The following is a 23,836-nucleotide window of genomic DNA, read 5'->3' on the forward strand; positions in this document are numbered from 1 at the left end:
GAAGCGACTTCTACACCTCTTAGGGTGAGTTAACCACTCACCCGTCCAATCTCCACTATTTTTTGCTTCCGATTCAGTTCGGAGGGTTTTCTACGGGTAAAATTCATGAATTCGAATACTATTTCATCAAAATGCTTCTTCAAAATGGACAATAAGATCCAAAACTACGACTGGGGAAGCCGCACGGCTATCCACGATTTATTTGGCTTTGCTAATGAAGCTCAACAACCTCAAGCCGAGGTTTGGATGGGTACGCATCCGAATGGTTGCTCTATCGTTAAACAAGGAAGTAATACTGCTTCGAGTACAATTGTTTCATTATCAGAATTGATCAATCAGGACCCGTCAGCGTTTCTATCCCAAAGTACGGCAGACGCCTTTGGTGACCTACCTTTCCTCTTCAAGATTCTTGCGGCGGACAAAGCACTATCTATTCAAGTGCACCCAAATAAGCAAGATGCGGAGATCGGTTATGCAAAAGAACAAGAGTTAGCTGTACCGCTGAGTGCATTCAATCGGAATTACAAAGATGCCAACCACAAGCCAGAACTGGTTTACGCCCTAACGGAATATCAAGCGATGAACGGCTTTCGTCCGTTTGATGAAATCATCGCTGAGTTCCGCCTGTGTGACATTCCTGAAATCAACGGCTACCTAGAACAACTTGAGCGCAATCCCAACCAAGAAGGGTTGTGTCAGTTCTTCGTAGAGATTCTTTCCATGGAAGAAGCACGCAAGGTTCACGCAGTAGATCACTTATTAAGTTACGCAGCAGCTAACCAAGTACGCCCGGTGTGCGAATTGATTTTAGACCTTGCTGCTCAGTACCCGAATGACGTGGGTTTGTTTGCCCCTTTACTGCTGAATGTTATTACGCTTAAACCCGGTGAAGCCATGTTCTTAAGCGCAAGAACACCTCATGCTTACATTAAAGGCACCGGTCTGGAAATCATGGCGAACTCAGACAACGTACTTCGCGCTGGTTTAACACCAAAACACATGGATGTGGAAGAACTGGTTAAGTGTACCGACTTTATTCCAAAACCGATGAACACGCTGCTAACCAAAGCAGAAATCAAAGGGTGTGAGCATCACTTCCCTGTTCCTGTACAAGACTTCAAATTCTCTGTGTTCCAAGAGCCAAAAGATCAACAAGTTGAGATGAGCAGTGCGGAAATCTTAATGCCGATCGATGCAGACGTAACGCTTCTTGCAAAAAGCGGCGAAACATTAGTGCTTGGTAAAGGGCAATCGGCTTTCATTCCTGCTTATGTGGGTAGCTACACAATCCGTTGTGAAGGTCGCGTTGCTCGTGCATTTAATGGCTAAGTTCATATCCTCTTAAAATAAGAATGGCGGAGACTTTTCACCTCCGCCATTCAAACCATTCATTTGTTTGCTAACTCTGTGCTTGAGCCAAACGAATACTCACCAAACTTGCCACCATGATGGCTAAGTAAAAGCTCCCGACTATCGCTTCAAAGAAAACGAAGAACTGAGCCACTGGAACCGTCGGTGAAATGTCACCATAGCCCACTGTCGTTAATGTGATAAAGCTAAAGTACAAAGCATTAAACAAGTTCGACAGCCAAGGTTTTGCTTCTAATCCGGTGAAAGAGCTTGGGAAAAACTCCAACACCAACAAGTAAATCACCGCCCACGCAAGCCCCAGTAGCAGATAGATACAAATTGAACCGATGATGTGGTTTGTCGTGACCGACTTGGTCAAAACCACCTGCTTTAGCGCCGAGTATATATGTGAAAACAAGAACACCAGTAATGCACCTAGCGTCAAAATGGACAGATCTAAATGCTCTAAAAACGACATACCATAGGAGATGACGGCAACAATCAGTAACACGCCATACCATGTACGATTGGATTTGTTCTTCTTGTTGATGCCTGCAATCGAAGCGCCTAGCGTCACCACCAAAAGAGCGAGAACAAATTCCTGCCCATCTGGATAAAACTGATGCATCACGGCGCAGCCAAAAAACAACGCAATGAGTGCAAAGAACAAAAAGTAAAAGTTATCTTCCCTGGTCATCGGTTTCATGATGCCACCTCTGCTTTGTCTTCCTCCTTCGCTTTTTGGTCAATACTCAGTGCTTTGTTTGCTTCAGTGTCATCTTCATCTAACCAGTTCACCATCAACTGGTAAGTCAGGCTCAATACCACAGCACCAACAAAAAGACCTACGATACCAGACATTGCCATACCACCCAGTGCACCCAGCAGTGTTACAAGCATCGGTGTGTCAGAACCACGGCTTAGAAGTACTGGTTTCAGTACCGCATCACTCGCGCTCACCAAAATACACCAAACTAAGAAGATGCCAGCAACCAGTGTTGATTCGACACTAAACACGTAAATAATCGCAGGAATCAATGCCAGAATCGGAGGCAACTGAACAATCGCAATCAGAATCACGGCAACCATCCAAAGCGCAGCAGCAGGAACGCCAACTGCGACCATACCAACACCCGCCATGACAGATTGAATCAGAGCAACGCCAATCACACCTTGAACGACACTGCGAACGGTCGATTTTGAAAGATCAATCAACGCTTCGCCTTTCTTGTTGGTAAGGCGGTCTGCTAGCTTGGTAAAACCTTTTTGGCAAACTTCAGCATTGCTCATGAACGCACCTGCAATCATGGTCGAAATGATGAACTGGATGAAACCACCACTTACCGAGCCAACAATAGATGCAGCTTGAGAAAGGAAGCCTTTCACTTGCTCGCCATACTTGACTAAGAAGCCTTCCATGTTGGTCGATGCATAGTTAATCGCAGCGAACAGCTTGTCACCCACGACAGGGATCTCTTTTAAGCTTTCTTGTGGCTTAGGTACAACTAAGGTGCCATCCTGTAACCCAGTGACGACCTCAGTGCCACTGGTATATAGACCAGATGAGAGCGCGATAAGTGGGATTAAAAGTAACAGCACACCGATAGTACTGAGGAGCGCACTCGCCTTACCTTTTGAAATGCCTAAGCGATTGTGAAGGGACATCATGACTGGGTAGAGCGCGATGGCAATAATGCCGCCCCACACAACCAACATAATGAATGGACTGAGGATAGAGAAACACCACCAGATCAGTAACGCTACGGCTCCGATCTTGATAGCGGCGTCTATCGCCTGTTTAGAGAAATCATTTGAAGCTTTCATAGCGTTACCTTTTCAATGTCTGTTAAGTGTTATGTTTGCAAAAACTTCCATTGTCGGGTTTCCAAAAAGAGTGATGCGAGGATCATGTACGTCCCGACCAACACCAATTGGAAAATTCGGATAAATGTATTGCTGTCGATATCGCCAGAGCTCATTAGCGTGCTGCCGATCAAGACAAGCAAGGTACTGAACGCCGTAGCGAATATCGGCGCCTTCTCTGGCACGGTGTAAATCTTCTTCCCTATCAATACCGCCAATAACGCAATAAAGGCGGTGTAAAAGAATATGCTTGGCACAATGGCAAGAATCGAGAATGCCAAGATGGCAAGTATCCCGCCGATACCGTTACTGATGATTAAGAACGCGCTTAATTTGACTGACTTCTCTGACGTAATCATTAAAGACAGCAACGCGACAAACATCATGGTGAGCAGCGCTTCTGAAATCTGAAAGATAAAGAAGAAGCACACCACAGGAAACGAAATCAACATGGCTCGGAATGACGCATGCCAACGTTGTTCTTTACCAATTGGTGGAGCCGCATAACCCGCGAACTCGCTGTCTGGCTCTGGTAGATAAATATGAACCAGAGCAAAAATCGCGACCGATACCGCACCAGAAATCGCTAAGCCACTCGCGAGCACAACAGAAATCGCAGGGTTATTGATTGCCATGAACGGCAACATCAACACCGCAATCAACAAAATGGTCGCGAACAGATTCCATTTGGGGTCAGTAAACAAGTAGTAACCCCATGCCATCATCAAACCGACGGCAATCAGTAGAACAATTGGGTACTGAGTAATGCCTCCTGAAAGAAGCAGTCCCAATCCCATGGTGGCAATCAATGCCAGCAGCAACTCGTAAATCGTTTCTCTATGAAGGTTTGGCTTATCGACCAAGAACTTCGCGGTAAATACCGGCGCGACAAACGCCAGTTGCCAATTAATCCAAGCAGCGAGAAACACCGCCAGACCTACACCAATGGTGAAGCGCAGAATCCGGCGTTGAGTTGCGTTATCAATGCTCAGATTATCGGACATAAGACAGTACGCTCAGTAGACGAATCCAAAGTTTGCCAAGCGTGTTGAACACGAAGTTGTCACCGCTGTAAACAATCACGTCTGCTTGACCGCCAACACGTAGCATTCCCGTTACCTCTTCACGATCAAACTCGATAGCGATCGGTAGCATTTGCGTTTGGCGTAACCAGCCTGTTTGTTGGTTGGCTTGCGCCAGCTTACCCGCTTGTTGGTTTTGTCCCCAATCGACACCCCAGTCGATGCTGCTCACTTTACCTTTGATGACTTTGCCGGGAACAAAATCGAGGGCGATTTCTACTTCGTCACCAATGCTAACGTTGCCTAAGCTGTTTTCACGGAAGTACGCTTCAATCCAAATGTCTTCTGTCGACACAAACGTCATGATTGGCTGACCGGCTGAAGCGTAGAAGCCTTCGGTCAAACTGAAGTTCGAAACACCACCTTGAGTTGGCGCACGAATCACAGTACGTTCTAAGTTCAGTTGAGCTTGCTCAAGTGCCAGCAATGCTGCTTTGACTTGGCTGTTTTCTTCACCTTCTGCGCCAAGTTGTTGTTTCGCTTTTTCAAGATCCGCTTCTGCATTTACTACGTTTGCTCTCGCCGTTGCCAATGATGCTCTGGCTTTGTCTGCATCCGATTTAGAAACCACACCTTTCTCTGCCATGGCAAGAACACGGTTGGCTTGCGCTTCAGTGTTTTGGCGTTCAACAATCGCAGACGTTAACCTTGCTTGAGCCGAAGCGATTGATGCGGTTTGCGCGCCAACGTTTTGCCCTGCGATTTCAAGATTCTCTTCGGCTTGCTTTACCGCGATTTCATAGTCAGATTTATCGAGAACGGCGAGCTCATCGCCTTCTTCAACAAGTTGGTTCGGACGAACATTAATATTGAGGACATTGCCAGAAACCTGGGGCTTTATTGGCACGATATAACCTTTAACACGTGCATTGTCGGTCACTGGAATGATGCGATCTGACACAATGCTGAAGCCGAGCATGACAACAATAAATAAAAGCAGATAGTTGGTGACCGTCTTTACTTTGTCTTTTTTATTCGTCTCTTTGTTTTCCGCCACTTCCGTTGGCTGTTTCTCGTTTTCGTTCTCGGACATGTTATCCCCTTGCCATTGAATAGATTGAACATTTTAAGAATATACCGTCCTGTCCAACCTGCCATTAATTGAAGAATAAATAGCGAGCTATATCAAAAACCGTGCGTTATGCGCTAAGATTGGTTGAAGGTCACTTGGGCATACATGGAGTATTCGCTTGATGCCAAATCAAACATTTCATCTACCCGTTATTCAGACTAACTATGCTCGTATTCTGGTCGAGGTCTTTGCCGACTATGGCTTGGACAAACACAAATTGCTCAGTGATGCCGGTTTGCCTGCGGACTTATTCCAGACCGAGAGTGACTACATCCCATCTGAATCGATAAAGCGTTTGATTCATTTAACTTCTTCTCAACTGGGCATTACAAAATTTACCGACTTATTAGTGTTAGTCTTCCGCCGCCGCGTCATACCTAATGTCCTGCATCAGTTTGTGTCGTTTCAAACCATCGGCGAATCAATGCAGCACATTGATGAGATATTCAGTTTAGACTCCCCCGGCAGTAATGTTTGTTTCGAAACCCATCATGGTCACGCTTGGTTCTGTCGTTTCTCTGAACAAAAAGACACACAAATTGCGGACTGGTCTGAAGCATTTGCTGTTATTTACATCACGGAACTCATCAGCATTTTGACCAAAACCACTTGGCATCCAAGCAAGGTTCGCCTACAAGGAAGCAACAGTGACATCGTAAAAAGTGTTGTACCTAGCCAGTGCCAGATATTCGTAGGTCAAGAGAAGACTGGTGTTTACATTCCCGATGACATTCTTAACGTACCCATTCAAATATCAGACTCACAGTTAGGCACTGAACCAAGTCAGATTCAGTGGCATACGAGTTTTACCGATAGCGTGTTTGAACTCCTGCGCCCTTATGTGCGAGAGCGTAATTTGTCGATAGAAGAAGCGGCTCAATTGCTGAGCTATTCTGTTCGAACCTTTCAAAGAAAGTTAAAGAATGAAGGGACTTCTTTTCGACATATTAAGGAGTCATTGATGTTCTCTGTTTCTTGCGAATTGATGGAAGAAGGACACTCTCTCACTTATATATCCAATCAACTTGGCTACACCAGTATTTCGCACTTTTCGCGCGCCTTTAAAAGAGTGTCTGGGTTATCTCCTAAAGTGTATAAACAGTCTATTGCGCTGAACGCATCCAGCACTTCGTGACGTTATACTGCTCAGTCCATTTGAGGCTTGGTACTTGGTAATTGCTTGAGCTTGGCTTGCATCAGTGTTGCGAGGTCAATCTCATCACACAGCACTTCTACGTCCTGAACTCGAAAGTAAACAATCATACGTTACCCTCAATTGAAAACGTGGGGCTATTATGCCGTGGCGCAAACAAAGTTATTTACCATTTTACGCCACTCAAACACATTTCAATCCAATCATTTTGAAGTCTCAAATTAGAGTAATTCCTCCACTTTGCACAATCTTTACAATAAGAAGAATTTACCGACTTGCTCGTTTCTTACCTTCCTACGTCGACGTTATGCATGCTTTATAATGCCGTATTTTCAATGCGTTATATTAATAACCCATCGTATTCCTTATCTGTTATCCGATCGATATCAGGCAATCTTCCGCTCAAGCTGCGCATTGTTCAATTTGAAGCTGAGCAGCCTTTTGTTGCAAAACGTATACGCGGGATTGTAATCACGTTTTGTATCACTACAATTCCAAACCAAATGAATAAAGAAACGTTTGTATGCCGAAATTAAATTTAGACAGCGCAAGGAAAAGCTCTGCACTTTCTGAGAATGGAACCTGCGAAAAAGTACAATCGGCATTAGAACCGAAATACCACAAGCCAGGAAAGAAACTTTGCCTCAGTGCAGGTCTGACGGAGAAGCACATTCAACGCCGTTGGAACGTGCTGGAATCGATGACAGACAAAGATCTTCTCTTAGATCCTTTCACGCAATCGCATTACCACCAATACGCCAACAACATTGAGCACTTTATTGGCACGGTAAACGTTCCTGTTGGTGTTGCAGGTCCTTTGCGTATTAACGGTCTGTACGCAAGCGACGACTATTTAGTACCACTTGCAACAACGGAAGCTGCATTGGTGGCGTCTTACAACCGCGGAGCCAACTTAATTACTGCTGCTGGTGGTGCGAGTACCCTTTTGATCAGCGAAGGTGTGAGCCGTACTCCCGTGTTTGGTTTCCAATCACTTGCAGAAGCAGCGCAGTTCGTCAGTTGGGTAGTGACTCAATACGATATCTTCCGTAAAGAAGCGGAATCAACCACTACGCACGGCAAACTCAAAGACATCAACGTTAACATTGAGGGCAATCATGTTTACCTCGTGTTTGAATACGTGACGGGCGACGCGTCTGGTCAGAACATGGTGACCATCGCGACGCACAAAGTATTCCATTACATTCTTGAACACAGTCCAGTCACTCCGCTTGATGCTTACCTAGATGGCAACTTGTCTGGTGATAAAAAAGCCAACGCACACACGTTGCGTTCAGTCCGAGGTAAAAAAGTATCCGCTGAGGTTACAATCCCTGCGGCATTGGTTGAGAAATACCTGCACACGACACCAGATGCCATGGTGAAATTTGGCAAGATGAATACGGTCGGAGGATTACTAAGCGGCACTATCGGTATTAATGCGCACTATGCCAATGCCCTCACCGCTTTGTACATCGCATGCGGACAAGACGCGGCTTGCGTTGCAGAATCAGCAGTTGGTATTACTCGAATGGATGTGGATTCTAACGGCAATCTATATGCCTCCGTAACTTTACCAAACATCATGGTTGGAACTGTTGGCGGCGGTACTGGCTTACCAACTCAGAAAGCGTGTTTGGATATACTTGGCTTGCATGGAAATGGCAAAGCGAAAGCGTTGGCAGAAGTGGCAGCTGGTCTGTGTTTAGCGGGTGAGCTTTCTATTGTTGGTGCTTTCTGTGCCGATCATTTCTCCCGCGCGCACCATAAGCTAGCAAGAAAATAGTCTCACGAAACCCAATAAAACCACTCTTTTTTAGGCTCTGTTAACCTTTCGAACTGATTTTTGTAGCGAATTGTTGGTTACTTTTACAAGGCAAAGACTTTGCTGTGTAGCTAGCCTACACGAGAAATTGATAACGCAATACAAATGACCAACAAACGCTGCCCGAAGGGTTCGGTTAGTCGCTCCCGGCGAAAGTCGTTTTATGCTTTGTTTAGGAATATTTGCTTAGAATGACTAGGCGTTCCAATCCGAACAAAATTTAACCGCGAAAGAGCAACAGATCCTCATCGTAGAGTGGTTTCTATTATTAAACCCAAGAAACTACGGTTGCAGCGCACTACTGTATAAATACACATAACACCTAAAACCCTCATCTTTCGTGAACGGTTTAACTCGTCACGCTTGATGGTTTCATTTCTTATTCAAAATTTCTTTAAAAGCTCATAAAACCACAACTAAGTGTTATATCAATTTGCACTTTTCGGTCAAACCTGACTCAAACGTTCTCGTTCTCAAAGTATGAATTCAAAAAAGTTTCATATTTTATTTGAGATAGCTCACATCACATTGCTCGCCGATTATTCAGTCACTTATTATTTTTTCTCATTAAAAATTAACCTTCAGCAAGACTATTTTCTGCAATTAACAACTTTGATAGTGATTTTTACCGTCTATAATCCGTTCTGCAGCTGCTTGATTTAACTGAATTTATTAATTAGCTCATTAAGAGCTTCATTACTCCCGTTAAATGGATTTAAGTCGTTCCTTTGGGTAAGAGAGTTAACGATGAAACGTCAGAAGCAAAATGAAATTTCTTGTTGGGTATTGGGCTTTGTTGCCATGCTGCTGTTCTTTGTGGGACCAGTGTCGGCTGACGAAGACGACCCTGACCAAGCGACCGCACGATTTTTATATCAAACGACATTTGGTCCAACTCCTGCTTTGATAGACCAGATAAACCAAACCAGTTATGACACGTGGATTACAGAACAAATACTTCTCCCACCCACCTATCACAGTGATCTTTACTTCACTCCTTTCAGCAAAGGAGCCCAAGCAAATAGAGAAAACGCTTGGTATCAAATTGCTTTAACCTCCGAAGATCAACTGCGTCAGAGAATGGCGTTTGCATTAAGTCAGATTCTGGTGGTCTCAAAAAATGGCGGTTTCTTATCGAGCAAGCCAACCGGACTAGTCAGCTATTACGACTTACTCGTTGAGAATGCGTTTGGCAACTATAAGGATTTGTTGCTCAAAGCGGCTAAACACCCTGCAATGGGAAATTACCTATCTATGATGGGGAGTACGAAAGAAAACCCAACAACCGGCGCACTACCTGACGAAAATTTTGCTCGCGAGCTGATGCAGCTCTTCACTATTGGGTTATATCAACTCAACCTCGATGGCAGTGTTAAGTTTAATCATGACACCGGGCAACCCCTTGCTACCTATTCACAAAACGATATTCAAGAACTCGCTCGAGCTCTAACTGGCTGGAATAAGTCGGATGTCGACTTTGTGTTACCAATGCGAGTGGTAAACAGCCTTCATGATACCAACGAGAAAGTCGTGCTTGGGTCCACTATCCCTGCTGGTTTAAATGCAGAAGAAGAGCTCGAACTTGTCATTGATATCTTAATGGCTCATGACAACATCGCCCCTTTTGTTTCTAAATTGCTCATTCAGCGATTTGTCACCTCAAACCCAACGCCAGAGTACATTGCTCGCGTTGCTAGTACGTTCAATAACAATGGCAAGGGCGTGAAAGGCGATTTGCGCGCGGTAATTAAAGCAATTCTTCTCGACGACGAAGCGCGAGGATTGACATCGAACCAACCAATTAAAGTTAAAGAGCCAATCTTGGTCATCACTAATTTCCATCGCGCTGCTGGTTTTACTCTGACAGCGGCACGTTACGACAACGCAGTATCCTTGATGAATATCGCGAATCAAGGACCATTGCGCTCTCCATCCGTGTTCAACTTCTACTCTCCTGATTATCAGCCGTCAAAAGACTTTGTCTTTAATGGTTTAGTTGCACCGGAATATGAACTGTTTGATTGGTCGGTATACACCGAACTGGTGAACTTCATGCTTTATAGCGTGCGCAAAGGTTCCGAATCGACTTACACGCTCAATATGGATGAACTTTATCAACTCCTCGATGACCATAACGCTTTGGTTGATCGTGTCGACATGCGTTTCTTTGCCGGAACCGCTTCACCAGAGCTAAAACAACTCATGATTGAGGTGCTCGATAATTACCAAACCAGTTACGTACCGAAAACCAAACTTGCTTTAGTGATTTTCACAGCAATTTCGGGCAGCGAATTCTACATTCAAGATTAGGAGCGGATTATGAAACTCTCACGACGCAACTTTATGAAAGGTACCGCTTCTTTGGGTGCTTTTGCTTCTGTCGGCTTATCAGGCTACGCACTCGCAACACCGAGCAATGACTTCCGTGCTTTGATCTGTGTTTATATGGATGGCGGTAACGATGCAATCAATACCTTCTTGCCACTCTCCGACTTTCATTATGATCAATATGCCAGCGTGCGCGGTAAGTTATCGGTCGCAAAAAATACCGTCATTCCGATTGGCTTAAACGCCAGAGATAATCGAGGAAATGACGTGCCTTTGGGGATGCACCCTAAGTTGGCTCGATTAGCGGAGGTCTTTGAAAATGGCGATGCGACGGTCGTCCTGAACAGTGGCGTACTTGAACAGCCAATGTCAAAGCAGATGATCGAGTCTGGCGAAGTGCCCTTACCGGATCAACTCTTTTCTCACAACTCGCAGACCAAAACTCTGATGCGTGGCGGTATGGATACGTTTTCAAACCTTGGTTGGGCAGGACGTATGCTCGACATAATGGGACGAACGTCTGAGATTACTCCACTCTACAGTGTTCATGGTGACTCCTTATGGTTGCGCTCACTTGAACATAGGCAAACAGTTTTGAAAAAGGACCGCGCCGTCCAGTTGAGTGCGATTGGAAACCCGCTTTACAAAGAAGTGTACGACCAGTTGTTAGCCACTTCTCCCGATAATCCATTCAGCGGGCATTTTAATCTCATGGTGGATGAATCAATGACTATGAGTGGTGTGTTAGCTGAGCAACTGCACAACGTCGACAATGCGCCACTTTTTACCTCTACAACGCTAGGGAAACAGATGCAGACGGTTTACAAGCTTATCGCAAGCCAGAGCCAATTAAACCAACAACGACAAGTGTTCTTTGTTAAACATACCGGTTACGATGTTCATGATTCACAGCTTTCAAAACATCCTGCATTGCTAGAAGACTTGGCGACTAACCTTTTCGCTATGTATCGCGCTATTGACGCACTTGGAATGCGTGACAATGTCACTACATTTACCATGTCTGACTTTGGGCGACGCATGACAAATAATGGCAATGGTACCGATCATGGCTGGGGTGGACATCAATTTGTGATGGGAGGCGCGGTAAATGGTTCTCAACCAATTGGAACTTGGCCCGAATTGATACTAGGTGGTGAAGATGATTACTCTAAAGGGCGTTTGATTCCAAGAATCGGCACTGATCAAGTAGGTGCAACCTTAGCTCAATGGATGGGCATTACTGATGGGACAGCAATGGATTACGTGTTCCCAAATATACGCAACTTCCCTTCCTCTAACCTTGGCTTTATGTCATAGCTGCTGCAATCCAGTACGCAAAAAAGGGAGCATTATGCTCCCTTTCATTTATTGAGTTTGATATCTCATTTAAGCGTCTTCGCTGCGTGGTCGTTCATTACATAGCTTGATTGCACGCTCTAGAAGTTCTAATGCGGTCTTATCGCTTTCTGGTAATGCCGCTTCACTTTCGCCAATTGGCGTTACGCGGTCACCCCATTTCAACACAGCAGCGCCCCATGTCAAACCAGCGCCAAATGCAGCCAATAACATGTTATCACCTGGCTTCACGCGACCTTGCTCAAGAGCTTCACACAATGCGATTGGCACTGTTGCTGCTGATGTGTTGCCGTAGTTTTGAATATTCACGAACGCTTTTTCTTGTGGGATACCAGAAAGGTCACACAGCGTTTGGATGATACGGATGTTCGCTTGGTGCGGGATTACCACGTCGATTTGATCTGTAGTTAACTCTGAAGCTTTCAGAACCGTTTTCGCAGCCAGCCCCATGCCTTTAACTGCGCGTTTAAAGATCTCTTGACCAACAAAGTTGAAATCCCAATAACCGTTGTCTTCAGCGAAACGGTCCATGCATGTACCAAACTTAGGAACAGAGAGAATGTCTCGCCCTTTTGCATCACAACCAATTTGTGATTGCAGAAGACCCGTTTCTTGCTCTGTACGTGTCAGAACGACTGCACCAGCGCCATCACCGAACAATACTGCCGTATCACGCATTGCCCAGTCGATGTAGAAAGAAAGACGTTCCGCACCAATGATGATCGCATTACGGTAGTTGCCCGACTGGATCAAACGCGTACCAGTTTCAAGACCGTAGACAAAACCCGTACACGCCGCGTTTAAATCAAACGCGGCAGCAGAGCGAATACCAAGGTTTTGTTGCACCTTAGAGGCAATGTTTGGAATAAGAGAATCAGGAGAGCATGTCGCAACAATGATAAGGTCGATGTCACTCGCTTCCACGCCAGCACGAGCCATCGCATGTTGCGCAGCTACCGTTGCCATGTCCGACGTATTTACGTGGCTAATGCGACGGTTTTCAATACCAGTACGGGTGCGAATCCATTCATCTGAAGTTTCAAGGAAAGTGCTAAGGTCGTCGTTAGAGAGCGAAGCTGGTGGAAGGCATTTTCCCCAGCCAGTAATTTCAGCGTAGTAATTTGTCATCGCAGACCTATTTATTGTTGTATTTTAATGAAATTTCTTAGAACCTGTTCGGGTCCAAATACAAACCTGCCATATCGTATTTCGGCAGGCTAAAAAATAAGTATACAAATTATGAAGCAGACTGGTAAGTCATGTTTTCATCAAGTTGTCATAAAGGAAGAAGTCATGCCATCGTTTAAAACTCGTTGCCCGTCTTGTGGCGGTTTAAATCGTGTCCCTAATGAGCGAGTTGCAGAAGCTGCAAGTTGCGGTAAATGTAAGAACGCTTTATTTGATGGTGCGCCTGTAGAAGGCACCATCGATAACTTCTCAGCACTACTAGAGAGTGACACTCCAGTTGTGGTTGATTTCTGGGCACCATGGTGCAACCCATGTGTTGGTTTTGCTCCTGTTTTCTCGGATGTCGCACAAGAACAGACCGGAAACGCTCGTTTTGTCAAGATTGATACTGAGGCTCAACAACAATTGGCGGCTCAATTCGGTATTCGTAGCATCCCTACCATCATGGTTTTTAAGAATGGACAACGCGTTGACATGATCAACGGAGCATTACCAAAAACTCAATTCGAACAGTGGCTAAATCAAGCACTTAACAAATAAACCCCGTCGCCAGCCTCGCTCTCGGGCTGGCGTTTTTATGCAGCATTTCCTCATAGAATTTCGATAAATAACTTTTGTCGAAACGACTCAAATATATCGTTTTACTTGCCTATTAATTAGCCTCATATTCGCGCCGAATAACCCCTGATTTTTACTTAACTTATAGGCGCAAAACATTGGAAAACACAGCCATTCCTGCAGCATCACCACGAGTCACAGTTCCTGTCGTAGCACTGTCTCTTTATGCAGTGGCATCAGGCTATTTGATGAGCTTGATCCCTCTTATGCTTGGTGAATACAACATCTCTGCTGATTATGCGAGTTGGTTGGCGAGTGTGTTCTATGGCGGTCTATTGTTTGGTGCCATGTTCTTTGAGCGAATCGTTCGCAGCGTTGGACACCGTAAAGCGTTTGTCGGTAGCTTGGCAGCCTTTTCTCTGACGATCATCGTTTTGCCGATTATTCCTAATGGTATGGTATGGCTATTTGCACGCTTTATTGCGGGCATCGCAGTAGCGGGCGTATTCGTCATCGTAGAATCATGGCTAATGTCTGGCGATGAATCCTCACGTGCTAAACGTTTGAGTCTATACATGCTTTCTTTGTACGGCGGTTCTGCGCTTGGTCAATTTGGCATTGGCATTCTTGGCGTAAGTGGTGGCGTCCCTTTTGTTGCCATCACGACACTGATCTTGATGGCGATGCTAGTGCTACTATTCATCGACTGTGAGCAACCAAACAGCCATGAGTCTACTGCACTGTCGTTCAAACAGATTTCTAAACTAAGCCACGCTGCAATCATTGGTTGTGTTGTTTCTGGTCTTACTCTGGGAGCAATTTACGGTCTGATGCCAGTAGAGCTCGCAAACCGTAAAATCAGCCACCAAGACATTGGTACTTTGATGGCGTTAGTGATTCTGGGCGGTATGTTGGTTCAACCTATGGTGACAACCTTAAACAAGTACATGGCACGTACTGTACTAATGGCGTTCTTCTGCATCCTTGGCATTTTCTCTATCGGACTGACTTTCATTTCTTCGTCAGCGGTGGTGTTGGCAGTGGCGTTGTTCCTATTGGGCATGGCGACATTTGCTCTATACCCAATTGCGATTAACCTAGGTTGTGAAGGCTTAGACGAGCGTTTCATCGTGTCTGCAACGCAAGTCATGTTGTTTAGCTACAGCGTGGGCTCAGTAGCAGGTCCAGTGGTTGCTGATAAATTTATGGGTCAAATGCACGGTTTGTTGGGCTACTTATTTGCAGCATTACTTGCAACTTGCATTTACATGCTAATCGCAGCAACTAAATCCAAGCACCAAATGGCGGCAGGTTTGTAATTTTTAACCTGTCCCAACCAGACAAAAGAAACGAGGGTTCATACCCTCGTTTTTTTGTTTCTGAAATACTCTACTCTTTAAATCATTGGGGAATTAAACCGGCTCATTAGTTTTGATTCTCCAATAATTTCTTGCGATAACGTGTTGGCGAACTGCCGTAGAACTTTTTAAATCGGTGCGTGAAGTTGTAAGGATCACGATAACCCAATCGGTTTGCTATCATGACAACCGACCAAGCTGGATACTGTAATAAGTCCGCCGCTTTGTGCATGCGAAGCTCAATTAACTTGCTCCTCGGACTCATGTTGAATAATTGTTTGGACAGTCGGTTCAACTGCTCTTCACTTATAAAACATCGCTTTGCCATCTCGGCGACCGTCCAAGGTAGGTGCAGTTGCCCTTCCACTTCATTAAATAATGTTTGAACGCGAGAAAGCGAGCTACTGATAGGCGTTTCGACGCTTTTGACTAAACGCTGTACTTCGCTGATCAATAACTGACGAAAACCAGTACGACCGCCTATCTCATTGTAGAGCAAGGTCATTAACGCCCAAATTTGCTCTGAACCTTGGAAAGGCATGACCGTCTGACCAAGATCCGACAGATGCCGCCAAGAACCTGCATTCTGAGGTAGTAGCCAAACCATTTTCCAATGATCTTTGTCAGGATTCATTTCAAACCGAAAGCACGTATCGACAGGCAAAATGGTCAGCGTATAAGGTTCTATCTCTTTGACAGAATCGGGGGTTATCAGAACGCCACCACCTTCAACCGTAAACAACAAAGTATGCACACCAACTTTGTTTCTTTCGACATGATAACCATCACGTAACTCAGCCAAGCCTGCCATAAAAATGTCTGCACGATGCCACTCAGGAATCTCTGTCAAAGTGAGAAAGCGTTCCTTACATGCAGGAGCCAAGTACACGTCATCTTGCCATTCCGTTTTGGTTGCAAATTGCCCAATGACGGATTTGCACAGCTTTTGTGGTTTTTCACACATGTATTTCCTTTCCTATACGCTTTATATTCCTCTCAAAATTTGAGGAGTGACTATGGCAAAGAACATTGGTATCAAAAATAGTGCTAACCCTTTATATAACGGGCTACTTAAGCAGATTGTCCGTTTGGGTTTTCCTGTCGCTATCCAGAGTGCTTTGGTAGCAATACTTGCCTTAGCCGATGTTCTCATGGTTAGCGATTTTGGTAAAGAAGCAACCGCAGCTGTGGGAATTGCATCAAAATGGCATTTTGTCGCCATTATGATCATGGCAGGTTTAGCATCTGCAAATGGCACACTTGTTGCGCAATATTGGGGACGAGACGATGCCGTAAGTGCAAAAACCGTCACTGGTATTGCGATTCGTTTTGGTCTAAAGGTGCTTATTCCTGTCACTCTAGTTATCACAGTTGGCAGCGAAGTGATCATGCGCCTACAAACCAGCGATATTCAAGTCATTGACCTTGGTTCTACCTACCTTTGGTATGCGTTCCCTGTGTTGCTACTGACTCACATCATTATTGTATTAGAAGCCAGCATGCGCTCTTCTGGTGACACCGTCACTCCGCTATTAATGGGAGCAATGACTATTGTGCTCAATATCGCTCTGAACTTTTGGCTCATTAAAGGCGTGCTAGGTATACCTGCAATGGGTGTTGCAGGTGCGGCATTAGCGACGACAATTTCTCGCTTATTCCAAGTGCTAGCCATGATTGGCTATATGCGTTGGCGTAAACATTGGTTATTGGAAGTAAAAGAAGGGTCTGAACGCCCCTCTTTGTGGCTCTCTTATCGCCGTTTGGCATTACCAATGACCTTAGGCGCGCTACTTTGGGCCATTGGTACGATGGTGTATCAAATGATTTTTGGTCACATGGGCACGACAGAACTCGCGGTGTTTAGCATGTTAGGTCCATTCGAATCTCTGTGTTATTCCATCTTTTTTGGAATCTCTGTTGCGTGTTCAGTGATGATTGGGCAGTCGTTAGGGCGTGATGCCTTTGAGCAAGCTCAGCACATGGCAAGCTTCTTCATTAAAGCGGTGTTTGTGTTTGGTATTTCGATTGGTGCATTACTGCTACTAAATCGAGAGTTAATCATTGCAGCATTGAACCTAGATAACCCAGAACTTTACCCACTCGCGGCACCCGCAGTCGTGATTTTATGTAGCGCGATTTGGCTCCGCATGCTCAACATGATCATCATAAACGGCATTATTCGAGCTGGTGGCGATAACGTCTTTTGTTTACGCATGGACTTTATCGCGATGTGGATGACTGGATTGCCTTTGTGCGCCGTCGCCGCGTTCGTCTTAGACTGGGAGTTTAAATACGTTTACGCACTAATGATCGCAGAAGAAGTAGTGAAATTGGCACTGTGTTATCGTCGATACACGCAAAAGTATTGGATCAAGAATCTCACCGTTGTTACGACTTCTTAGTACGTTTTTAACTAGGCTTCTTGGCTTCGCGTTCTGCACTCATTCGTTTGTGGCGATTCGACACATTTGCAGCTGGTTTATTTGGAACCTCACGCTTCTCATGCACCAAGTGCCGAATCGCTAAGATCGGATGCTTGAGTAACATTCTCGGTCCTGAATAACGCATCACTAAACGCATTTGCTCTTTAGGCTCGGGTTTGTAGCAATGTATTGGGCATTTATTGCAAGTCGGCTTGTCTTCTCCGTAAGGACAACGATCAAGCCGAACTTCCGCATATTCTAACAATTCGCGACATTCCGCGCATAGCTCACCTTTTGTGCCATGGTGGTCTTTACAGTAAACCTCGACCATCGCCTTGACGGTTTTAAATTCAGTGGCGAGTTTACCTAACAAAATGTCGCTCATTTTTTTCCTCTAACTAAAACAGATTCATACCCAAGTGACTTCAAGATGCAGGATTCAGAGCCCTATCATTGATTCGAGAGCAAAGAAAACTAAACCGTGTAATAGCAAGCTCTTTCCAAGTTGTTTGACGTAGCCATTTGTTTGACTAAAAATCTAAGTCATTCACGCTGAACCTAGTATCTCAGGTTACTTGGTATAACCCAGAGACCTTAACAATAAGGCTTTAAGTTACTTATCTGGTTACAACTCCATCGTATAGAGCTGTAAAGTTCGACCATTATCGTAAGTCTGCTCAACGCGTTCAAACTGAAAACCCAATTTTTCTAGCAAACTTATACTGCGAATATTGTCATTATTGGTGATAGCGACCAAGTTTTCTACATTCATTTCCTCACGAGCAAAATCCACGACGACACTTGCGGCTTCTTTCGCGTAACCTTTGCCATAAGCGCTAGGCAGATAACCGTAACCAATATCGAACGCTGTTAATGTATCGCGTTTAACCAAACCACAAATGCCAACTGGCTGTTTATCATGGTTGGTTTCAACCACCAGCAAACTGACACCCTTAAGTTCCTGCATTCTTAACATGTTATCTTGGATGTAACGCTTGGCTTCTTCTAGGGTTCGAATTTGTTTGTCACCGACGAAACGATAAAAGTCTGGCTGGTTGTAGAGTTCTAAAATAAACGGCGCATCTTCTACACTGACAAGACGCAGTGTGAGGCGCTTGGTAGTAAGTGTTTTCATAGGGAATCCATTAGGGTTGTAACTTGGCGGAAAAATCACTATCCTGCCCCGCTAAATTAAAGGACCAACACCATGAACCGCAAGAAGAAAATTAATTCGATTTTAAAAGCGAAGCAGAAAAAACAAAATGCAAAGCTTCATAAGAGCAATAAGCCTCGCTACATCTCAAAAGCAGAACGCGCGAAGATGGAAGCGGAACAGCAAGCTAATGAGCAAACTTCACAAACCACTGAAGAAACTCAAGCAACAGACGAAGCATAAAAGAAAAGCCGCATAACGCGGCTTTTTTTATCCAAATTTAACGTGCTTATTTGTATCTCAGATACGGACTTTTAGTACTCAAGGCTGTAGTTAAGCGTGAACGTACGACCTCTTCCCTTATAGTCATAAGCAGCAGACTCATAGTGAGTTGCGTACAGGATTTGCGCACGTTGTCCCCACACCGTGGTGTAATCCTCGTTAAACAGGTTTTGGATTCCGAATCCTAATTGACCAACAGGCAGTATCACGCTGCCTAGCAAATCAAATGTTGTGTATCCATCTAACTTGTTGTTCGCATCATCTTCGTAATCGAACATAGTTTGGCTTTGTAGACGCACAGAGTAATCGTTTTGGTACCATGCTGCCCAAGCGTTCGCTTTAGATGTACTTGCCTTACCAGCACTCAAATCTTCCCATTTGCCATTGGTCTTCAGTTCAGATACGACATAATGACCAGAAGCACCAACAAGAATATCGCTGGTTACCCAGTAGTTAATGTTTGCTTCCGTACCATACACACGTTGCTCGTCATCCACACTGGTAATCAGCAAAGTTTTACGGTCGTATTTGATTGAGTTATCTGACAACGAGTAATAACCCGCTGCTTGAAGAGACAACGCTTCCTTATCTAAACGGTAACCAATTTCGTAACTGTCCGTTTTAATGCCTGACAATTTAGAATCAGATACATTGATGCTGTCCTTTAGTGCGTAATGACCATTTGCATCTACTGCATCGTAACTGCCCTGACCATAGTATTTCGCTGGGTCCGCCAGTTGGAAACCTTGGGAGAAGTTAGCCCAAACTTGCGACTCATCATTCAACCGATAGATAGTGCCAAGGTTGAATAGGTTAACTGAGTAATCTGTACTGCCACCTGGTACTGAATCAGCCGACGTTCCCGCTCCTGCAGCAATCTTCTTCTGCACACTATAAGCGACAAAGTCATCAACTTTGTTATCCATGTATTGATGGCGATAACCTGCTTGTACAGACCAATCCGAAGTCATTTGGTAGTCCCCTTGAATAAACAATGCGTAAGAAGACACGTCTACACCAGGGTAACGACCAACTTGTGCATACGTCTTGTTTATCAAGTTTCCAGAATTATTAGCAATCGTCGAATCGAAGAGTGCTTGGTTACTGTCGAAACGATCAAGATAAGCATCAATACCATAGATAAGATTAAAATCGTTCCAATTCTTCGCTAACGCCAGACGCCCTGCAAAAACCTCTGTTTCTTGCTGAGAAGCACTTTGGAAATATGGTGTGAAAGTTTGGTCTTCACTTCGATAGGACAACTCACCAATCAATTGATGACCTAATACAGACTCATGGCTGTAACTTGCACTAAGAAGAACACGTTCTGTGCCGTGTTGGCGGTCAGATTCAAATCCTTTACGTACATCGACGAAATCGCGCCCCACAATGTACAGACCATAAGGCGAGTCTTGTTGACTATCATAGTATTGCGCAACTAGGCTAAGTTGGCTTTCATCTGACGTTTGAATCTCCGCAGAGCCCATCACATCAAGCGTTGAATTGTACTGCAGTGAACCTTGTGAGATGTCCGGCGTGACAATGTCACCATTACCATCATAGAAACCCTGAGTTTCGCCGTACACCACCGAACCACGCGCACTTACTTTGTCGTTTCCGCCAGAGACAGATTGGGCAACCTTATAATCAAAATCGTCACCACCATTAAAACCGGTCGTACCGCTCACGTAAGATTCAAATGCAAGTTCATCTGACGTCGCTTTCTTTGTGACAATATTTATCACACCACCCGTTGCGCCGGCACCGTATATCGATGTCGCACCGGATAACACCTCAATACGTTCAATATTGAATGGGTCAATCGCGTCGAGTTGACGACTGATTGGGCGTGAGGATTGTAATGACACCCCATCAATCATAACCAACATTGCACGCCCACGGAGGTTCTGCGCGTAGTTAGTTCGACCACCCGTACCAACGTCTAATGACGGAATCGTTGCCGATAAGATGTCACCAAGGTTTTTTCCTGCTCGGTATTGTTGAGCGATCTGCTCTTGATCAACGAACCAAACCGTACCTGGAATGTCTGAAATGGACTTAGGCATAACACTGCCAACCACTACTACTTGTTCATCCGCATTACTTTGTTCGCTTATGTTAGATTCTTCTGCAAGCGCTTGCATTGCATAGCCACTGCTCATCGCAAGCATGATGAGATTTAAAGAAAACTTCCTTTTTATCATTGTCTTTATCTTTTTATAAATTACAGAGTCGACAATAATACTCATTCTCAATCACAGATCGAGCACTGTTACATATGTTATACGTTTGTTACTTTGCGACACTTCGAGATTTGACGAGTTGCTTATTTTCCTCTGTTCGAGGGCAATCTTCGCACAGTTTTCGCCCTTCACATTTGTAGACTAAACAGCAGCTTTTTCGGACTAATTTCAAAGGACGCTCGTCTGAAAAAGCGTACAGGGATGATGTGTTTTCAGAACTTAACCCAAGTGCTTCCAACCACAACTTGGCATGCTGGTGAATGAGCTCGTCACTAAATTGAGGAAAATGTTGCTGGAGTCGAACCAAGCATGCCATCACACCATCAGACATCAATTGATGAGTAAAGCCCGGGCGTATGCGAGTCCAATCACTCATTTGAATCTGATAGAAGTCATAAAGTGCACGTATTTGCTTACCAGCTTCGACAATCAGTTCTTCAATTTCACCATGAATATGCTGTTCATCAGCAAAGCGGTAACCCGTGACAAACCCTTGCTGCACGTATTGCCCCATCCCCCGTAGATTTGGCAAAGTGTGAAATCCATAGATCGAAATGAATGCCACATACATAGGCTGCCAACAAAGCAGGTCCCATGTTCGAGTTAGCCAATAGGCTTTACCCGCTTCAGGATGCGCTTGAGAAAGCGATTGGTAGAGTGATTGTACAATTGGATTGATGTTGTTATCGATATGGATTGCACTAGCACCAATCTCACCAATACTGCCGTGTAAGAATGGCGTGACTTCCTTTGAGTAATGGAAGAGTTGCGGAAAAAACTGCTCAGACATTGTTGTGTTTACGTACGTTTTTGTTTGAACGCAGTTATACGCAAGCCAAGCACTCAATGCAAATAATTATCAGTAATGTTTACACTGTGTCACTTTGACGTGCCACAGGGCATTAAAATCAATAAAAAGTCCCAAATAAACGGCAGCAAAATAAACCATTAAACCGCGAAGATGCACCAAAATGGTTCGGTTTAACGTCAGAACTAGTGGATAAAAACATTCCAACAACACCAGCTCAAAGGCAGCGTAACACTTTGGCTCCGTAGCGTGAGTTATTCCCAATTATTAGACATTACTATTTCCTATGAAATGGAATGTGAACAAGGCTAAGTATTTTTTTCTTGAATATAGAAACAATAAAAGTCCCTGTTTCTAATAAGGAAATTAAACATGTTGTATCTTGAGTTTCTATTTTTGCTCGTGATGCTGTATATCGGTTCACGGTATGGCGGCATTGGTCTTGGTGTTGTTTCAGGTATTGGTTTGGTCATTGAGGTTTTTATCTTCAAGATGCCACCAACCTCCCCACCCGTCACTGTAATGCTGATCATCCTTGCGGTGGTTACTTGTGCTTCCATTCTTGAAGCCGCTGGCGGTTTGAAATACATGTTGCAGGTAGCCGAGCGCGTACTGCGTAAAAACCCTAAGCGCGTTACCCTCATTGCACCGTTCGTCACTTACTTTATGACCTTTCTACTTGGTACTGGTCACGCGGTATACTCCATCATGCCAATCATTGGCGACGTTGCGTTGAAAAACGGCATTCGCCCTGAGCGTCCGATGGCTGCGGCATCCGTTGCTTCTCAAATCGCAATCACGGCATCACCAATTTCAGCCGCTGTGGTTTACTACCTAGCACAGCTGTCTGACATTCAACACGAAATCACCTTGCTATCGATTCTTCTCGTAACAGTACCAGCAACTTTGTTTGGTACGCTGTTGATGTCGCTATACAGCTTAAAACGCGGTAAAGAGCTTGAAGATGACGAAGAGTACCAAGAGCGTCTAAAAGATCCGGTTTGGCGTGAGAAAATCTTAAACACAACGGCAACTTCTTTGGACGAAGTGCTTCCAGCGAGCGCACGCAACTCTGTTTTGCTGTTCATTCTGTCGATTCTTGTGATCGTCGTTATTGCGATGTGGCCGGAAGTGCGAACCATCGTCGATGGCGCGAAGCCAATCAGCATGGCTGTGGTTATTCAGATGATGATGCTCTGCTTCGGCGGTATTATTTTGCTTGCGACCAAAACCGACCCACGTGATGTGCCAAACGGCGTAGTTTTTAAATCCGGCATGGTGGCAGCAATTGCTATCTTCGGTATTGCATGGATGTCAGATACCTACTTCCAATACGCGATGCCTCAATTCAAGTCCGGCATTGTTGAAATGGTAACCAACTATCCTTGGACGTTCGCACTCGCGCTATTCATCGTATCAGTAGTAGTGAACTCTCAAGCAGCAACAGCACGTATGATGTTACCTGTTGGTCTCGGACTAGGCTTGGACCCTGCACTGCTTATCGGCTTAATGCCTGCGGTTTACGGCTACTTCTTTATCCCTAACTACCCTTCTGATATCGCGACAGTAAACTTCGATACTTCAGGTACGACTAAGATTGGTAAGTGGTACTTCAACCACTCATTCATGTCTGTGGGTTTAATTGGTGTGATTGGCGCTTGTTGCTTGGGTTACGTGCTAGGACAAATGATCATTCCTTCGTAACTAACCAACTTATAGTTCGGGGCGAGTCATTGTACGTTAATGTACAGCCTGAAGTGACTCGCCCTTTCTTTATTCTCAAAGCTATACAGC

20 protein-coding genes are annotated in these 23,836 nt (G+C 44.7%); 10 read left to right on the plus strand and 10 right to left on the minus strand.

The features are described 5' to 3' along the window. The first annotated feature begins 105 nt into the window (after window positions 1–105). On the plus strand, window positions 106–1,329 hold the full coding sequence (manA, locus tag NL647_RS04340; protein WP_253649700.1) for a mannose-6-phosphate isomerase, class I: 1,224 nt from the start codon (window positions 106–108) through the stop codon (window positions 1,327–1,329). A gap of 70 nt (window positions 1,330–1,399) precedes the next feature. Here manA and NL647_RS04345 read toward each other — a convergent pair whose 3' ends face one another. The 4 genes from NL647_RS04345 to NL647_RS04360 are packed head-to-tail and all read right to left on the minus strand — an operon-like array spanning window position 1,400 to window position 5,328. Further along, on the minus strand, window positions 1,400–2,056 hold the full coding sequence (locus NL647_RS04345; RefSeq protein WP_005446913.1) for an ion channel: 657 nt from the start codon (window positions 2,054–2,056) through the stop codon (window positions 1,400–1,402). Next, the gene (locus tag NL647_RS04350; protein ID WP_047515831.1) at window positions 2,053–3,174 is read right to left on the minus strand and encodes an AI-2E family transporter; all 1,122 of its coding nucleotides are present in this window, start codon (window positions 3,172–3,174) and stop codon (window positions 2,053–2,055) included. Before NL647_RS04350 ends, NL647_RS04345 begins: the two co-directional genes overlap by 4 nt. A gap of 29 nt (window positions 3,175–3,203) precedes the next feature. Continuing rightward, entirely contained in the window at window positions 3,204–4,217 is a 1,014-nt protein-coding gene (locus NL647_RS04355) for a DUF2955 domain-containing protein (RefSeq protein ID WP_061010497.1), read from the minus strand. Continuing rightward, window positions 4,207–5,328, minus strand: a complete 1,122-nt coding sequence (locus tag NL647_RS04360) for an HlyD family secretion protein (protein WP_005446916.1) — start codon at window positions 5,326–5,328, stop codon at window positions 4,207–4,209. Before NL647_RS04360 ends, NL647_RS04355 begins: the two co-directional genes overlap by 11 nt. 160 nt (window positions 5,329–5,488) lie before the next feature. On the opposite strand from NL647_RS04360, the gene NL647_RS04365 reads away from it, so the two are divergent. The 4 genes from NL647_RS04365 to NL647_RS04380 all read left to right on the plus strand — a co-directional run bounded on the left by NL647_RS04365 (window position 5,489) and on the right by NL647_RS04380 (window position 11,990). Continuing rightward, a complete protein-coding gene (locus NL647_RS04365; protein WP_045487499.1) occupies window positions 5,489–6,502 on the plus strand; it encodes an AraC family transcriptional regulator in 1,014 nt (337 codons plus the stop codon). Between the two features lie 541 nt (window positions 6,503–7,043). After that, a complete protein-coding gene (locus NL647_RS04370; protein WP_005446918.1) occupies window positions 7,044–8,306 on the plus strand; it encodes a hydroxymethylglutaryl-CoA reductase in 1,263 nt (420 codons plus the stop codon). Window positions 8,307–9,092: 786 nt separating this feature from the next. Beyond that, window positions 9,093–10,655 (plus strand): DUF1800 family protein, encoded by a 1,563-nt coding sequence (locus NL647_RS04375; protein ID WP_253649701.1) that lies wholly within the window; start codon window positions 9,093–9,095, stop codon window positions 10,653–10,655. A gap of 9 nt (window positions 10,656–10,664) precedes the next feature. Further along, complete coding sequence (locus NL647_RS04380) at window positions 10,665–11,990, plus strand: DUF1501 domain-containing protein (protein WP_009700468.1); 1,326 nt, start codon at window positions 10,665–10,667, stop codon at window positions 11,988–11,990. A gap of 69 nt (window positions 11,991–12,059) precedes the next feature. Here the strand turns inward: NL647_RS04380 and NL647_RS04385 are convergent, their stop codons facing one another. Beyond that, window positions 12,060–13,157, minus strand: coding sequence for a ketoacyl-ACP synthase III (locus NL647_RS04385; RefSeq protein ID WP_017189083.1), 1,098 nt, complete (start codon window positions 13,155–13,157; stop codon window positions 12,060–12,062). Window positions 13,158–13,322: 165 nt separating this feature from the next. On the opposite strand from NL647_RS04385, the gene trxC reads away from it, so the two are divergent. Both trxC and NL647_RS04395 read left to right on the plus strand, forming a co-directional pair. After that, window positions 13,323–13,757, plus strand: coding sequence for a thioredoxin TrxC (gene trxC, locus NL647_RS04390; protein ID WP_253649702.1), 435 nt, complete (start codon window positions 13,323–13,325; stop codon window positions 13,755–13,757). A gap of 176 nt (window positions 13,758–13,933) precedes the next feature. Beyond that, window positions 13,934–15,094 carry an MFS transporter gene (locus NL647_RS04395; protein WP_005446927.1) on the plus strand — a complete coding sequence of 387 codons (1,161 nt, stop codon included), beginning with the start codon at window positions 13,934–13,936 and terminating at the stop codon, window positions 15,092–15,094. Between the two features lie 106 nt (window positions 15,095–15,200). Here NL647_RS04395 and NL647_RS04400 read toward each other — a convergent pair whose 3' ends face one another. Next, the gene (locus NL647_RS04400; RefSeq protein ID WP_239924779.1) at window positions 15,201–16,097 is read right to left on the minus strand and encodes an AraC family transcriptional regulator; all 897 of its coding nucleotides are present in this window, start codon (window positions 16,095–16,097) and stop codon (window positions 15,201–15,203) included. Between the two features lie 52 nt (window positions 16,098–16,149). On the opposite strand from NL647_RS04400, the gene NL647_RS04405 reads away from it, so the two are divergent. Beyond that, window positions 16,150–17,535 (plus strand): MATE family efflux transporter, encoded by a 1,386-nt coding sequence (locus NL647_RS04405; RefSeq protein WP_253649703.1) that lies wholly within the window; start codon window positions 16,150–16,152, stop codon window positions 17,533–17,535. A gap of 7 nt (window positions 17,536–17,542) precedes the next feature. Here NL647_RS04405 and NL647_RS04410 read toward each other — a convergent pair whose 3' ends face one another. Together NL647_RS04410 and NL647_RS04415 are read right to left on the minus strand one after the other, a co-directional pair. Continuing rightward, window positions 17,543–17,941 (minus strand): nitrous oxide-stimulated promoter family protein, encoded by a 399-nt coding sequence (locus NL647_RS04410; protein ID WP_005446930.1) that lies wholly within the window; start codon window positions 17,939–17,941, stop codon window positions 17,543–17,545. 240 nt (window positions 17,942–18,181) lie between these two features. Then, window positions 18,182–18,691: a GNAT family N-acetyltransferase gene (locus NL647_RS04415; RefSeq protein WP_029789302.1), complete on the minus strand. Its 510-nt coding sequence runs from the start codon at window positions 18,689–18,691 to the stop codon at window positions 18,182–18,184. Between the two features lie 72 nt (window positions 18,692–18,763). On the opposite strand from NL647_RS04415, the gene NL647_RS04420 reads away from it, so the two are divergent. After that, on the plus strand, window positions 18,764–18,952 hold the full coding sequence (locus NL647_RS04420; protein WP_029789301.1) for a DUF2986 domain-containing protein: 189 nt from the start codon (window positions 18,764–18,766) through the stop codon (window positions 18,950–18,952). 71 nt (window positions 18,953–19,023) lie between these two features. Here NL647_RS04420 and NL647_RS04425 read toward each other — a convergent pair whose 3' ends face one another. Both NL647_RS04425 and NL647_RS04430 read right to left on the minus strand, forming a co-directional pair. Beyond that, entirely contained in the window at window positions 19,024–21,195 is a 2,172-nt protein-coding gene (locus NL647_RS04425) for a TonB-dependent receptor (RefSeq protein WP_301339155.1), read from the minus strand. Window positions 21,196–21,283: 88 nt separating this feature from the next. Next, window positions 21,284–22,024, minus strand: coding sequence for a siderophore ferric iron reductase (locus tag NL647_RS04430; RefSeq protein ID WP_253649704.1), 741 nt, complete (start codon window positions 22,022–22,024; stop codon window positions 21,284–21,286). 390 nt (window positions 22,025–22,414) lie between these two features. Here NL647_RS04430 and NL647_RS04435 point away from each other — a divergent pair, with 390 nt between their 5' ends. Continuing rightward, the gene (locus NL647_RS04435; protein ID WP_005446939.1) at window positions 22,415–23,746 is read left to right on the plus strand and encodes an anaerobic C4-dicarboxylate transporter; all 1,332 of its coding nucleotides are present in this window, start codon (window positions 22,415–22,417) and stop codon (window positions 23,744–23,746) included. The last annotated feature ends 90 nt before the right edge of the window (window positions 23,747–23,836 follow it).

This window comes from Vibrio sp. Y29_XK_CS5 (assembly GCF_024181835.1).
Classification (GTDB): Bacteria; Pseudomonadota; Gammaproteobacteria; order Enterobacterales; family Vibrionaceae; genus Vibrio; species Vibrio harveyi.

What these genes read in the sequence shown, in the direction of transcription:
- manA (WP_253649700.1), top strand. Translation starts at nt 106, where the DNA reads ATGAATTCGAATACTATTTCATCAAAATGCTTCTTCAAAATGGACAAT.
- NL647_RS04345 (WP_005446913.1), bottom strand. Translation starts at nt 2,056, where the DNA reads ATGAAACCGATGACCAGGGAAGATAACTTTTACTTTTTGTTCTTTGCA.
- NL647_RS04350 (WP_047515831.1), bottom strand. Translation starts at nt 3,174, where the DNA reads ATGAAAGCTTCAAATGATTTCTCTAAACAGGCGATAGACGCCGCTATC.
- NL647_RS04355 (WP_061010497.1), bottom strand. Translation starts at nt 4,217, where the DNA reads ATGTCCGATAATCTGAGCATTGATAACGCAACTCAACGCCGGATTCTG.
- NL647_RS04360 (WP_005446916.1), bottom strand. Translation starts at nt 5,328, where the DNA reads ATGTCCGAGAACGAAAACGAGAAACAGCCAACGGAAGTGGCGGAAAAC.
- NL647_RS04365 (WP_045487499.1), top strand. Translation starts at nt 5,489, where the DNA reads ATGCCAAATCAAACATTTCATCTACCCGTTATTCAGACTAACTATGCT.
- NL647_RS04370 (WP_005446918.1), top strand. Translation starts at nt 7,044, where the DNA reads ATGCCGAAATTAAATTTAGACAGCGCAAGGAAAAGCTCTGCACTTTCT.
- NL647_RS04375 (WP_253649701.1), top strand. Translation starts at nt 9,093, where the DNA reads ATGAAACGTCAGAAGCAAAATGAAATTTCTTGTTGGGTATTGGGCTTT.
- NL647_RS04380 (WP_009700468.1), top strand. Translation starts at nt 10,665, where the DNA reads ATGAAACTCTCACGACGCAACTTTATGAAAGGTACCGCTTCTTTGGGT.
- NL647_RS04385 (WP_017189083.1), bottom strand. Translation starts at nt 13,157, where the DNA reads ATGACAAATTACTACGCTGAAATTACTGGCTGGGGAAAATGCCTTCCA.
- trxC (WP_253649702.1), top strand. Translation starts at nt 13,323, where the DNA reads ATGCCATCGTTTAAAACTCGTTGCCCGTCTTGTGGCGGTTTAAATCGT.
- NL647_RS04400 (WP_239924779.1), bottom strand. Translation starts at nt 16,097, where the DNA reads ATGTGTGAAAAACCACAAAAGCTGTGCAAATCCGTCATTGGGCAATTT.
- NL647_RS04405 (WP_253649703.1), top strand. Translation starts at nt 16,150, where the DNA reads ATGGCAAAGAACATTGGTATCAAAAATAGTGCTAACCCTTTATATAAC.
- NL647_RS04410 (WP_005446930.1), bottom strand. Translation starts at nt 17,941, where the DNA reads ATGAGCGACATTTTGTTAGGTAAACTCGCCACTGAATTTAAAACCGTC.
- NL647_RS04415 (WP_029789302.1), bottom strand. Translation starts at nt 18,691, where the DNA reads ATGAAAACACTTACTACCAAGCGCCTCACACTGCGTCTTGTCAGTGTA.
- NL647_RS04420 (WP_029789301.1), top strand. Translation starts at nt 18,764, where the DNA reads ATGAACCGCAAGAAGAAAATTAATTCGATTTTAAAAGCGAAGCAGAAA.
- NL647_RS04425 (WP_301339155.1), bottom strand. Translation starts at nt 21,195, where the DNA reads ATGATAAAAAGGAAGTTTTCTTTAAATCTCATCATGCTTGCGATGAGC.
- NL647_RS04430 (WP_253649704.1), bottom strand. Translation starts at nt 22,024, where the DNA reads ATGTCTGAGCAGTTTTTTCCGCAACTCTTCCATTACTCAAAGGAAGTC.
- NL647_RS04435 (WP_005446939.1), top strand. Translation starts at nt 22,415, where the DNA reads ATGTTGTATCTTGAGTTTCTATTTTTGCTCGTGATGCTGTATATCGGT.